Origin of the sequence: Luteimonas panaciterrae, from assembly GCF_020511115.1 — a bacterium.
In the GTDB taxonomy this organism is placed as follows: domain Bacteria; phylum Pseudomonadota; class Gammaproteobacteria; order Xanthomonadales; family Xanthomonadaceae; genus Luteimonas; species Luteimonas panaciterrae.
The window spans coordinates 1-12,513 of record NZ_JAJAVH010000017.1; the positions used below are offsets into that span (position 1 = coordinate 1).

General features: G+C 66.3%; 9 protein-coding genes. 2 read left to right on the top strand and 7 right to left on the bottom strand.

Annotated elements, in window-relative coordinates; genetic code table 11:
• The first annotated feature begins 307 nt into the window (after positions 1–307).
• Entirely contained in the window at positions 308–1,705 is a 1,398-nt protein-coding gene (radA, locus tag LG367_RS16705; RefSeq protein WP_226470407.1) for a DNA repair protein RadA, read from the top strand.
• A gap of 21 nt (positions 1,706–1,726) precedes the next feature.
• On the opposite strand, the gene LG367_RS16710 is transcribed toward radA, so the two are convergent.
• Positions 1,727–2,620, bottom strand: a complete 894-nt coding sequence (locus LG367_RS16710; protein WP_226470408.1) for an ankyrin repeat domain-containing protein — start codon at positions 2,618–2,620, stop codon at positions 1,727–1,729.
• A 102-nt stretch (positions 2,621–2,722) separates the two neighbouring features.
• Here LG367_RS16710 and LG367_RS16715 point away from each other — a divergent pair, with 102 nt between their 5' ends.
• Positions 2,723–5,137 carry a Tle-like phospholipase domain-containing protein gene (locus tag LG367_RS16715; protein WP_226470409.1) on the top strand — a complete coding sequence of 805 codons (2,415 nt, stop codon included), beginning with the start codon at positions 2,723–2,725 and terminating at the stop codon, positions 5,135–5,137.
• Between the two features lie 49 nt (positions 5,138–5,186).
• Here the strand turns inward: LG367_RS16715 and LG367_RS16720 are convergent, their stop codons facing one another.
• The 6 genes from LG367_RS16720 to LG367_RS16745 all read right to left on the bottom strand — a co-directional run bounded on the left by LG367_RS16720 (position 5,187) and on the right by LG367_RS16745 (position 12,477).
• On the bottom strand, positions 5,187–6,749 hold the full coding sequence (locus tag LG367_RS16720) for a DHA2 family efflux MFS transporter permease subunit (protein ID WP_226470410.1): 1,563 nt from the start codon (positions 6,747–6,749) through the stop codon (positions 5,187–5,189).
• A 60-nt stretch (positions 6,750–6,809) separates the two neighbouring features.
• On the bottom strand, positions 6,810–8,024 hold the full coding sequence (locus tag LG367_RS16725; RefSeq protein ID WP_226470411.1) for an HlyD/EmrA/EmrK family protein: 1,215 nt from the start codon (positions 8,022–8,024) through the stop codon (positions 6,810–6,812).
• On the bottom strand, positions 8,021–9,508 hold the full coding sequence (locus LG367_RS16730; protein WP_226470412.1) for an efflux transporter outer membrane subunit: 1,488 nt from the start codon (positions 9,506–9,508) through the stop codon (positions 8,021–8,023). Before LG367_RS16730 ends, LG367_RS16725 begins: the two co-directional genes overlap by 4 nt.
• Before the next feature lie 18 nt (positions 9,509–9,526).
• Positions 9,527–9,994 carry a MarR family winged helix-turn-helix transcriptional regulator gene (locus LG367_RS16735; RefSeq protein WP_226470413.1) on the bottom strand — a complete coding sequence of 156 codons (468 nt, stop codon included), beginning with the start codon at positions 9,992–9,994 and terminating at the stop codon, positions 9,527–9,529.
• 110 nt (positions 9,995–10,104) lie between these two features.
• The gene (locus LG367_RS16740; RefSeq protein WP_226470414.1) at positions 10,105–11,583 is read right to left on the bottom strand and encodes an MBL fold metallo-hydrolase; all 1,479 of its coding nucleotides are present in this window, start codon (positions 11,581–11,583) and stop codon (positions 10,105–10,107) included.
• A 105-nt stretch (positions 11,584–11,688) separates the two neighbouring features.
• Positions 11,689–12,477 carry a cytochrome C assembly family protein gene (locus LG367_RS16745; protein ID WP_226470415.1) on the bottom strand — a complete coding sequence of 263 codons (789 nt, stop codon included), beginning with the start codon at positions 12,475–12,477 and terminating at the stop codon, positions 11,689–11,691.
• Positions 12,478–12,513 lie beyond the last annotated feature (36 nt).

Sequence of the window (12,513 nt, forward strand, 5' to 3'; positions counted from 1 at the left end):
ACCACATCGCGATTTGCGATCGCACCAACGATGCCGCACATAAGGGGATGACCTGCTTGTTTGGGGGAGCCGGAAGTCTAGGCGGCGGCGATGACATTGCGTCGTCAATGCATCGCACGCTGCCTCGCGGAATGCGTGTTTCGTGATCGCGGTGCAGGGCGTCGGCGACTTGCGTCGCAGCTGAACCTGAAGATGGCGCAGCGCGATATTCGCGCAGTCTGAACGAGGGGCGCGTCTCGCGCTGAGCGACGCGTTGCCGTTACAGTGCCGTTCGTTTCCCATTCCCAGAACAAGCGCCTCCTGCCTGATGAGCAAGCCCACGAGCAAATCCGCCGGCAAAACCCGCACCGCCTATGTCTGCGGCGAGTGCGGCGCCGAATACAGCAAATGGCAAGGGCAGTGCGGCGAATGCGGCGCCTGGAATTCGTTGAGCGAAATCGCGCTCGGCTCCGCGACGACCTCACCGGCCGCGCGCCGTTCCAGCTGGGCCGGGAAGGTCGACGCGCCCAAGGTGACGGCGTTGAAGGATGTCCGCCACAGTGAAGATGCGCGGGTTTCCACCGGCATCGGCGAATTCGATCGCGTGCTCGGTGGTGGTCTGGTCGAGGGTGCGGTGGTGCTGGTGGGTGGCGATCCCGGCATCGGCAAGTCGACGCTGTTGTTGCAGGCATTGGCGCAGATGGCGGGCGTGCTGCCGGGACTGTACGTCACTGGCGAGGAATCCCTGGCGCAGGTCGCCGGGCGCGCGGTACGGCTCGGTCTGCCGCTCGATGGATTGAACGCACTGGCCGAGACCGGCATCGAGCGCATTCTCGAACAGGCCTCCGCATTGCGTCCGAAGCTGATCGTCGCCGACTCGGTGCAGACGCTGTGGACGGAAGTGCTGACCGCCGCGCCCGGTTCGGTCAGCCAGGTGCGCGAATCCGCCGCACGACTGGTGCGCTATGCGAAGGAAACCGGCACGGCCGTGTTCCTGGTCGGGCACGTCACCAAGGAAGGCGGCATCGCCGGCCCGCGTGTGCTCGAGCACATGGTCGATGCGGTGCTGTATTTCGAAGGCGACAGTGGCAGCCGCTTCCGCGTGCTGCGCGCCTTCAAGAACCGCTTCGGCGCGGTGAACGAGCTGGGCGTATTCGCGATGGGCGAGAAGGGATTGCGCGAAGTTCCCAACCCTTCCGCGATCTTCCTCTCCGGCGCCAGTGCGCAGCAGCCTGGGAGTTGCGTGATGGTCACGCGCGAGGGCACGCGGCCATTGTTGGTGGAAGTGCAGGCGCTGGTGGATGCCTCGCCGCTGTCGAATCCACGCCGCGTCGCGGTCGGCCTCGAGCAGAATCGCCTGGCGATGTTGCTGGCGGTACTGCATCGTCACGGTGGCATCGTCGTCGGCGACCAGGACGTGTTCGTCAACGTCGTCGGTGGCATCCGTGTGCAGGAAACCGCGGCCGACCTGCCGGTGCTGCTGGCGGTGTTGTCGTCGCTGCGTGATCGTCCGTTGCAGGAGAAGACGATTGCTTTCGGCGAAATTGGATTGAGCGGCGAGATCCGGCCGGTGCCGAACGGCGAGGAGCGCTTGAGGGAAGCGGCCACGCACGGCTTCAAGCGCGCGATCGTGCCGAAGGCGAATGCGCCGAAGGCGGGGAGCTACAAGGGCATGGAGATCATCGTTGCGGAACGGTTGTCCGACGCATTGTCGGCGGCGAATTGAGGCATCGTCCGCCGAGGACTCTCACGGCTTCGGCGGAGCGTCCTTCTCGTCGACAGGCAAGCCGAGATCGCGGCGGCTTTCCCGCAGGAAATCAGGCAGCGGCGGCCGCTTCCAGCCCTTGTCCAGCACGAATTGCTGGCACTTGCGTTGCCATTCGAGCATGCGGGGCTGCACGGGCAGCCAGAAGATGTCTTCCAGGATAGGCATGCGTCCACGCTGGGAGTCCCATTGCTTGCCGGGTGGTTTCTTCAGCAGCAGCGTCGGGTCGCCGCCTTGTTCCAGCAGCCAGTAGACCTTGTCGAAATCACCCAGTCCCGAGTACCAGCCCATCACAGTGTCGAAACCGAGGTTGATGTCGGAACCGGCGGCGCCGGACAGACTTTGGTCGATACGTGCACCACGCTGCACCAGCAATTGCACGTTCTCCCAGCGATTGCGCAGGAAGGCGACGTAAGTCAGCGGCTCGTAGTTGCTGTTGAGGGCATTGGGATCGCCGCCGTGGTCGAGCAGCATGCGTAGGTAACGTGGATCGTCTTCGCCAGCGGCGAGGACCATGGCGTTGTTGCGCGGCCTGCCGTCGGTCTGGTACCGGCGCGCGTTGGGATCGGCCCCGGCCTCCAGTAGCAGTCGCAAGCCTTCCAGGTCGCGTGCGAGGATCGGCCAGGCCACCAGTGGCATGCCGTTGGCGGTGAAGGTTTGATCGGGATTGATGCCTCCCTGACGGATCAGCCGCCGGATTTCGTCGGCACGCCGCTTCTCGACCGCACGTATCAGAGGCTGCGCGGGCCCCTCGAAGTCCGCGGCCGCGTTCCATCCGCCTTTGGCGGGCGGCGCCGCCGCCGGCTGGGCTGAACAGGCCACCAGGGGGGCCAACAGCAATGCAAAGGCGAGGCGTCGGAGGTCGTTGACTGTCATCCCGCATCCCTACGATCGGCTGGGGCCAAATGTACCAGCCATTGACAGGGATGCTACCGGATGCCAGTTTTGGCATGACGCTGCCCAGGGGAAGGAGCCGCAGTGACAGGACCGAACGGACCGACCGATGACATGCTGGTGGGGTCGCCAGCACCGCGTACTCCCGAAGAGAAGGCGCAGCTGCTGAAGCAGCAGAGCGATTTCGTCGACCAGTTCCGCGAGCAGGCGAGGGTCCATCGCGACCCAGCCCTGACCCAACACGCCGACGCCCTGCAACGGCAATACCATGCCCGCGAGATGGGCGGCCTTGCGACCGACGTCTACGACTCCGCCGAGCATCGCGGCGCGCCCCCGGTCGGCTGGCTGCGGGCCAGCGAACATCCGGAACTCTTGCGTGAGCGCTACGGCATGCCCCTCGATGACCGCTTCATCAGGGACATGCTGCAGCCCAACGATTCGACGTTCCGCGCCGAGATCTACATTCCCGATCCCAATGTCATGGGTAGGGACGCGCGGCCGGTATTGGCGTTCAAAGGCTCGAACGGACCAGTAGTCGCCAACGAAAACGGGCAGACGGTGGTGCGCCACTCCGAGACGCAGGACTGGGTGACCAACGGCCGCCAGGGCCTGGGGTTGGAGACCGACTACTACAACCGCGCCATGTCCCTTGCCAAGGCGCTAGATCGTGGTGGCCTAGGCAGGGATTTCGAAATCACCGGCCACTCCCTCGGCGGCGGCCTCGCCTCGGCCGCCTCGGCAGTGACCGGCGCACCGACCATCACCTTCAATGCCGCCGGCCTGCATCCGGACACGGCGCAGCGGTACGTGCAGCAGCATGGCGGTGCCGTACACGACACCGGGCGCTCCATCACCGCATATCAAGTGGCCGGCGAAGTACTGACCGATGCGCAGACGGGCGTGCAGCGCATGGATGCCATGCGCCGGCAGCAGCTCAACGATGTCGCCAGTCAGGCCGCCGCGCTGACGCAGCTGCCGGGCGCGCGTGAACTGCTCGACAGTCAGTTGCGCCAGCAATTGCCGTACAGCGAGACCGCGCGGCGAGAAGCCGCCGATCTGGTGACGCAACTCGCCAGTCCGGCCGGACAGCAGGGCCTGCGCAACATGCCCGTAGCGGCCGGTCACGCGCAGCCGTTGCTCACGCCGATGACATGGCAGGGCGATCGGCTGGTCGATCGTCCGCGGGAAATGGCGCTGAGCGAAGTCGCGCAGTTCGGCAGGCCGTTGCTGGATGTCGCCTCCGTCGCGATGAGCGGCGCGCGTGCCGGTCGCACGCTTGGCGAAGGCGTTGCCACCGCCGGCGATCTGACCGGGCGCGGGCTCGATCTTCTAGGTGACGGCCATCGGGCCGGCTTGCAGGTCACCGGCATAGTGGGGCAGACGGGGATACAGACCGTCGGTCAGCTCACCGGCATGCAGGTGCGCGCCGGTGGCGAACTGGCGGCGCAGGTGCGACTGGTTGGCGGCAATCTCGCCGCCGGCGTCGACATGGCGCAATGCGAAGCCGCGCGTTGGAGCAACGCCACCACCAATCTGCTGTTGCGTGGCGTCGGCAACTGGGTGCCATCCTTGCGTGACCTTGCCGACGGACGCGATCGCGAAACCGCGCTGTACTGCCAGGCGCAGATGCAACAGGCCGGCGCGGAAATCACCTCCGCACGCAATACCGCGCAGGACATCCGAACGGTGGCCGGACAAGGCGCCACGGTGATCGAACGCGGTGCTGCCGAAGCCGGTACCGGTTTCCGTCGCGAGGCGAACCGTGCCGGCGATGCAGTGAACGCCGGCTTCGATGCGATTGGCGATCGCGTGCAACGCACCACCGCGATGGCCCCAACGGTGGGTGCCGCGGGCGGCACGCTGGTGGGCACCGTGGTAGGTGCCGTTGCCACGCACAATCCGAGCACGCCTTCGGGCATTCGCAACATCATCGAGAGCGGCATTTTCTTCGGCAACGCACAAGGCGCCGCCGGTGAAGCGGTGCAGCGCCATCTCATGCAGGAGACCGTGCTGCCGAGCATGGATTACCGCACGCGCCAGCTCGAAGCGGAGGCCCTGGAGCGGATGCGCTCGCACCAGCGTGGCGATCGCGCCGCGTTGCTGGACGACCCGAGCCATCCGCGCCATGCCACGTTCCGCAGCGCCAGCGATGGCGTGCATCGGCTGGATGCGAGCTTCAATCGTCAGTCCGACGAGCACAGCAAGCAATTGGCGGGCGCGCTCACGGTGGAGATGACGCGCCTCGGCCTGAACGAAGCCTCGCATGTCGTGCCCAGTCGCGATGGCAAGCTCACATTCGCAGTGCAGGGCGCGCTGGATGATCCTGGGCACCGCCGCGTCAGTGTCGACACCACCGTCGCGATGAGCACGCCGCTGGCCGAGAGCACGCAGCGCGTGGCCGAGATCGATGCCACGCGCACGCGCGAGCAGACGCTCGCGCAGACCGTGGCGGCGCCGGAGCCCGAACGCGAACGCATCGCTCCGCGCAGCATGGGCTGACAATGAAAAGGGCCGGGAAACCGGCCCTTTTCGTATCCGCTCGCGTCGCTCAGTGCCCGCCGGCCGCCGCACCGGCGGCCTTCGCCACGAACGGCGGCTTCGCGATCCAGACGAACACGATCACCACCAGGAAGATGATGCCGAGTAGGTGGAAGATCTCGTTGAAGCCGATTTGGGTCGCCTGCTGGGTGATCATGCGATCGAGCATGAACGCGCCGCGCTGCAGATCGCCGCGGCCGAAGGCCGCCACGGTTTCCTGCATCGAGGGATCGTAGGCGCTGATGTGCTCGGTGAGTTGCGCGTGATGAATGGTGGTGCGGTTGTTCCACGCCCATGTCGTCAGCGATGCCGAGAAGCTGCCGCCAAGTGTTCGCACGAATGTGGCGAGGCCGGAGCCTGCGGCGATCTCGCGCGGTTCCAGGTCGGACAGCAGGATCGTCAGCACCGGCATGAAGAACAACGCCACGCCCAGGCCTTGCAGCAGCTGGACTTCCGCGACGTGCTGGAAATCCACGTCAAGATTGAAGTAGCTGCGCATGAAACTGGTCGCCGCCATCACGATGAACGCGAAGGTGGCAAGGATCCGCAAATCGAAACGCATGGCGTACTTGCCGACCAAAGGTGTCAGCAGCACCGGCAGGATGCCGAGCGGTGCCGTGGCGAAACCGGCCCAGATCGCGGTGTAGCCGAGATTGCGCTGCAACCACAGCGGCACCAGCAGGCCGACCGCGAAGAAGGCCGAATACGCGACCACCATCGCCGCGGTACCGCTGGCGAAGTTGCGGTGCCGGAACAGTCGCAGGTTGACGATCGGGTCCTTCTCGGTGAGTTCCCAGATCACGAAGAATGTCAGTGCGATCACCGACACGATCGCCAGTATCACTATCCGGGTGGAGTTGAACCAGTCGTCGTCGTTGCCGAGGTCGAGCAGGACCTGCAGCGCGCCGACACCGATGATCAGCGAGATCAGGCCGGCATAGTCCATCTTCGGTTTTTCCAGCACTTCCGGGCGGCCGCGCAACTGCGTTGCGACCACGGTGCTGGCGAAGATGCCGATGGGAATGTTGATGAAGAAGATCCATTCCCAGCTGTAGTTGTCGGTGATCCAGCCGCCGAGGATCGGGCCCGCGATCGGCGCCACCACCGTCACCATCGCCAGGAGCGCGATGGCTTGTCCTCGTTTATGCGGTGGATAGAGCGAGATCAGCAGCGCCTGCGTCACCGGATACATCGGGCCGGCGACGAAGCCCTGCAGCGCGCGTGCCACCACCAGCATGCCCATGCTTTCGGCCAGGCCGCACAGCAGTGATGCGATCGAGAAGGCGAGCGTCGCCCAGACGAACAGTTTCAGTTCGCCGAAGCGACGCGTGAAGTAGCCGGTCAGCGGCAGCGCGATGGCATTGCTGACCGCGAACGAGGTCACCACCCACGTCGCCTGGTCGGCGCTGGCGCCGAGGTTGCCGGCGATAGTCGGCAACGAGACGTTGGCGATGGTGAGGTCGAGCACCTGCATGAACGACGCCAACGCCAGACCGATCGTGGTCAGCGCCATGTTCGGCGGGCGGAACGCGACCTGGGGGGCGGGCGCGGCAGCGGAAGCGGTTGTGGACATGGCGGTCGCAGTACGAAGTGATCAGGGCGAAGCGATCAGGGCACAGTGATCAGAACCGAATCAGCGCGAACCGGCGGCGCTGCCACGCGTCGGCAGGTTCTGCTCGATGATCTGAGTGATCACGGCATTGGCGTCGGCGAGCTGCTTGGCGTAGGCCTGCGTGGCGAACAATGGCTTCGCGGATTGCTTCGCGGCAGCGAGCACAGGGCCGCTCTGGTCGCTGATCGACACGTCGACGCTCATGCTCAGGCCGATGCGCAGCGGATGTTCGGCCAATTGCTTCGGTTCGATCTCGATGCGCACCGGCACGCGCTGCACGATCTTGATCCAGTTGCCACTGGCGTTCTGCGCCGGCAGCAGCGAGAACGCACTGCCCGTGCCGAGGCCCAGGCTGGCGACCTTGCCTTCATAGGTGACGTCGTCGCCGTACAGATCGGCATGCAGTTCGACCGGCTGGCCGATGCGCATCTTGCCGAGCTGCGTTTCCTTGAAGTTGGCTTCCACCCACACCTGCTCCAGCGGCACGATCGTCATCAGCGAGGTGCCGGGCTGCACGCGCTGGCCGAGCTGCACTTGCCGCTTGGCGATGTAGCCGGAGACCGGTGCGACGATCGCGGAGCGTTGCAGGTTCAAATAGGCTTGACGCAGCTGTGAGGCCGCGGCTTCCACCTGCGGCTGCTTGCTGAGCGTGGTGGCGTCGACGAGGGCGCGGCTGCGCGAGAGTTGTCCACGCGAGGACGACAGTCCCGCTTCGGCGGAGGCGAGCAGGTCGCGCGCATGCGCGAGCTCCTCACGTGAAACCGCACCGCTGGCGACGAGGCCTTCGCGGCGCTTCACGTCGGCGCGCGCCTGTTCCACCGCGACTTGCCGTGCCTGCAGATCGGCCTGGCCGGCATCGACCGTGCTGTACAGGCCACGCACCTGACGCACGGTGTTGGCGAGATTGGCGATGGACTGGTCGTAGGCGACCTGCGCATCGTTCGGGTCGAGATGCACGAGCGGCTGACCGGCCTCGACCTTCATGCCGTCGTCGGAATCGATGCTGATCACGGTGCCCGAGGTCTGCGGCACGATGCTGACGATGTTGCCCTGGACGTAGGCGTCGTCGGTGTCCTGATGCCAGCGGGCGATGAAGAAGTAGTAGGCGAGCCAGCCGAGTCCGGCCGCGATCACGACGATGGCGAGGATCAGCAGGGCGCGACGGCGCTTGCTGTTCTTCGGCGCGGCCGGCGCGGCGGCGGGTGCGGAAGCTTGGGGATTGGGTTCGGTGGTCATGGCGTGGAGGCCTTCGCAATATCTTGAGTAGAAGACGATTCGGGCGCGGCGAGCACGAGGCCGCCGCCGAGAGCACGGTCGAGATCGACTGTCGTGGCGTAGCGCTGCGCGCGCAGCGTGGCGACCTGCTGGTCCAGCTGCAGCAGCGGACGCTGCGCCGACAGCACATCGAGCTGCGTGCCGATGCCGGCGCGGTAGCGGCTATCGGCGAGCTTCCATGCCGCCTGCGCGGCATCGCGCGCCTGCGTCGCGGCGACGATCTGGTTGTCGAGCGAACGCGCGCTCTGCACCGCGTCGGTGACTTCGTGCAGCGCGCTCACCAGCGTCTGGTTGTAGTTGGCGACGGCGAGGTCGTACTGCGCGTCGCTCTTGGCCAGATTGCCGCGCAGTCGGCCGCCGTCGAAGATCGGCAGGCTGATGGCGGGGCCGCCGAGGCCGAGCAGGGCGTCGCTGCTGAAAAGATCGGAGAGGCCGGACGAAGCCAGGCCGACGATCGTGTTGAGGTTGATGCTCGGCTTGAACGAAGCCTTGGCCGCGTCGATGCCACGGCTGGCCGATTCCACGCGCCAGCGCGCGGCGACGACGTCGGCGCGATGGCCGAGCAGTTCGCTGGGCAGCACCTTGGGCACGGCGGGCGTTGGCGCCTGCAAGAGTTGCGGGCGGGCGATGTCGAGCCCGCGATCCGGTCCCTTGCCGAGCAGCGCGGCGAGCGCATTGCGCACGGCATCGATCTGCTGCTGCGCGGCCTGTGCCTGCTGCTTGGCGGACGCGATTGAAGTTTCGGCCTGACGCAGCTGCAACTGATTGTCGAGCCCGGCCTTCACGCGTTGCTGGCTGAGATCGTACAAGTGCGAAGCGCGCTTGCTTTCGCGATCGGCGACATCGAGTGCATCGAACGCCTGCGCCAGCGAGATGTAGGCGCGGGCGACGTTGGAGGACAGCGTGAGGCGCGCGGCCTGCGCATCGATTTGCGTGGCGCGCGCTTCACCGACTTCGGCTTCGTACTGCGCGCGCTTGCCGCCCCACAGATCGACCGGCCATTTGAAGTTGAGCATCAGCACCGTGCTGCCCATGTACTCACCACCCATCGGTGGCTCTACCAGGGTTTCCGGCAGTTGCACGCCCGAATACTGGGCACTGCCGCTGAGCGTGGGCTTGCGTTCGGCATTGGCCAGGTTGGCCTGCGCCTGCGCCTGGCGCAGACGGGCGTCGGCGGCGGCCAAGGACGGGCTGTCCTGGAGCGCTTCGCGGATCAGCGTGTCGAGCTGCGGATCGCCAAGCGCGGTCCACCAGTCCTGGGTGGGGAAGGCGGCATCGCTGAAGCTGAAGCCGTCGAGGCTGCGCGAGGTCTGCAGGCTGTCGGCCTGCGTCAGCTTGCCTTCGGGCGCGAGCCCGTGCGTGCTGGCGCAGCCGGCGAGGAACAATGCGGCCGCCAGCGCGGTGACCGCTGGACGCCAGGGAGAGAGCGCGAGATGTCTGGGCATGAGTTCAATCACCTGAGTTCAATCACCCGTGGGGGAAAGGTTGTGGCGGACGCGTTCGAGCAGATGCATCAGCTGATCGCGTTCGTCGCGGGAAAGGCCGGTGAGGGCGAATTCGAGCACGCGCTCACCGCATTGCTTGATATCGCGCCAGATGTTCAGCCCAGCCTCGGTGAGGTGGATGTGGAGGGCGCGACGATCGGCCGGATCGGCGACGCGCGTGACCAGGCCCTTGGCCTCGAGCTTGTCCAGCAGGCGGGTCATGGCTCCTGGATTCAGCTCGGCGGTGCGGGCCAGGTCGGTGACGCTGATGTTGGTGGACATCGCCAGCTTCTTGATCGTCACGTACTGGCTGAAGGTCAACGGATGGCCGGCGAGGGCGAGCTCGTGCTCCATCCGTTCCCAGATGCCGTCGCGCAGCTGGCGGATCAGCAGGCCAAGGGTGGGGCCCGAGTGGGTCGAGGCGACTGGGCAGGGGGGGATCGTCATGGCGCGGCATGTTGATACTGCGTGCAATATTTGTCAACGCAAATATTGTTCCAACAATGGAATGCCGCATTGCAGCATCCCATTCAGGTTGGGTTTGCCCGCCCGGACGTTTAGCGGGCGAATCCTCCGCCCTTGCGCAACGCCAGGCTTTGGTTGAGATCGTCGAGGGTGCCGGTGCGCCCGTGCACGCCGACGATGCGCTCGACGAACAGCCCCTGGCTGGCGGTGATCAGTGTCGACAACTCCCCGGCGCCGTCGAAGGCGGGCGGGACCGGACCGACTTCGGGCAGATAGAACAGATCGCCCTGGAACACGGTGCGGGAGGCGGGCGCGTAGGCGACCAGCATGCTCGAGGCGTGGGTGCTGTTGATCGCGTAAAGCTTCAGCGTGCGTCCGCCGAGGTCGAGTTCATCCGTGTTGTTCACCTCGCGCAATTTGAGTTGCGCGCTTGCGCTCAGCTGGCGCTTCAGCGCCACACCGGCACCTGGGCCGGTGACGACCTCGATGCCGTCCTTGAGATAGGCGCGCAGCCCGGCCACATGATCGCCATGCGGATGCGACACCACGACATAGGCGATGCGCTTGCCGGGCGCGGCCTTCTCGATCACGGCCTTGACCTGTTCGGCTTCCTCGACGCTGACCGGCGCGTCGAAGACCGCGATGGCGCGATCGCCCACCACGAAACCGGTGTGGTAACCCGAGGGCGCACCGTCGATGCGATAGGCACCTTCGCCAAGATCGGTGGCGCGCAAGGGGCTGCGGTCCGCGGCTTCGGTATAGCCATCGGGCAGGTTGAAGACCTCCGGGGAAGGCGCGGGCATGAGGAGCGTGGTCACGTCGTTCCAGCGCGTCGCGACCCTGTCCCCGTCGTATTGGGTGATGCGGGTGGGTTGCAGCAGGGTTTTCTGCTTCTGATAGCCGACGTAGGTGAAGCGGCGCGTGCCCGACGTCGCCGACTCGATGCGGCCGCTGGCGGTATCCAGCGTCAGCGTGGTCGGGCGGCCGGCGGCGTCCTTGAAGCTCACCTCGATGCGTTGCGTGGCACCGGGTTCCGCGTTGCGGGCGGCCGGCTTGCTCACGGGTTTCCGGTTCAACGCATCGCGCAACAGCAGCGCGGGGGAGAGGAACAGCAGGTCCGCGTAATCCTTGCGTGCGCTGGCGGCATCCTCCTTCGAGATCTCGGTGCCATCGCGCCATTGCAGTTCGTCGATGGTGGACGAACCTTGCGGCGAACCTACGGTGAGGAAGGAGAACACGATCGATCCCGGATAGAGCGTGCGTGTCTTCAGGCGGAAGCGGCCGTCCTCGGTGAGCACGACCGATTGATCGGAAGGGACATCGGCGAACGCGGCCGCCGCGTCGCGCGCCTGCTCGGGCCGGGAGGTGCTGCCGCGCATGCTCAATTCCATCGCCGCGCCCGGCGGTAGTGCGAACTGCTTCTTCGCCAGTTCGAGCGTGGCCTTGGCCGGATTGGGCGGCGCGCCAGCGGCGGAGGCATCCGTGGTCAGGAGAACGGTAGCGAACGGCGTGAGGGCGAGCAGCCCGAACAGCGCTAGCGCGCGGAGAGTGGTCATGTTGGTGCGTGTCATCCCTTTCCCCTGTGATTCCGAGTGCGGCATGTTGCGGGCTCGCCCGCGGGCCGCGACGTGCGCGAAGTCGTAGTTTCCGCAATCCGTGCGAGAGGGGGTGGCCGGTCAGGTCCGGCGCAGTACCACTTCCAGCACGAACTTGCTGCCGAAGAACGCCAGCACCAGCAGGATCATGGCCGCGAGCGTCCAGCGCACCGCCACCGCGCCGCGCCAACCGTAGCGCCAGCGGCCGAACAGCAGCGCGCCGAAGGCCAGCCACGACAGCACGCTCAGCACGGTCTTGTGGATCAGGTGCTGGGCGAAGAGGTCCTGGACGAACAACAGACCGGTCAGCAGCGTCGCGGTCAGCAGCACGAAGCCGACGGCGATGGTGCGGAACAGCAGCATTTCCAGTTCGGTGAGCGGCGGCAGCGCGCGCAGCCAGCCGTGGAATTCGCGCCGGCGCAAGGCACGCTCCTGCACCCACAGCATGATTGCCAGCAGCGCGGCGATCGCCAGCGTGGCGTAGGCGAGCAGCGCGCACCAGGCGTGCAGCTGCAGGCGCCAGTCGAGCCCTTCGGCGAAATGGTGCCCGTACCAGGCATAACCGGTCAGCATGATGGCGGCGATCGGGAACACCACCACGCCCAGCGCCGCGGTGCTGCCGCGCGCGCCGACCAGCAAGGTCAGCAGCGACATGCCGAGCGTGACCAGCGACAGCGCCGAGAAGAAATGCAGGTCCGTGCCGCCGGCGTTGCGCCATACCAGCAGGTGATACACGCCGTGCAGGCCAGCGGCCAGCACGGCCGGCAACAGCCACAACCACGAACGCTTCTCCCCGCCGCGGGCAACGCCGCGCACCAGCAACAGGGCCGCAAGCAAATAGGCGACGACGGCGATGAGAACGATTGTCATCTGCTCAGTGTCGCACACGGCGAGGAAAGTCGGGAG

Coding starts and splice junctions, on each gene's coding strand:
- LG367_RS16720 (WP_226470410.1), bottom strand. CDS start 6,749: ATGTCCACAACCGCTTCCGCTGCCGCGCCCGCCCCCCAGGTCGCGTTC.
- LG367_RS16725 (WP_226470411.1), bottom strand. CDS start 8,024: ATGACCACCGAACCCAATCCCCAAGCTTCCGCACCCGCCGCCGCGCCG.
- LG367_RS16745 (WP_226470415.1), bottom strand. CDS start 12,477: ATGACAATCGTTCTCATCGCCGTCGTCGCCTATTTGCTTGCGGCCCTG.
- LG367_RS16740 (WP_226470414.1), bottom strand. CDS start 11,583: ATGACACGCACCAACATGACCACTCTCCGCGCGCTAGCGCTGTTCGGG.
- LG367_RS16710 (WP_226470408.1), bottom strand. CDS start 2,620: ATGACAGTCAACGACCTCCGACGCCTCGCCTTTGCATTGCTGTTGGCC.
- LG367_RS16730 (WP_226470412.1), bottom strand. CDS start 9,508: ATGCCCAGACATCTCGCGCTCTCTCCCTGGCGTCCAGCGGTCACCGCG.
- radA (WP_226470407.1), top strand. CDS start 308: ATGAGCAAGCCCACGAGCAAATCCGCCGGCAAAACCCGCACCGCCTAT.
- LG367_RS16735 (WP_226470413.1), bottom strand. CDS start 9,994: ATGACGATCCCCCCCTGCCCAGTCGCCTCGACCCACTCGGGCCCCACC.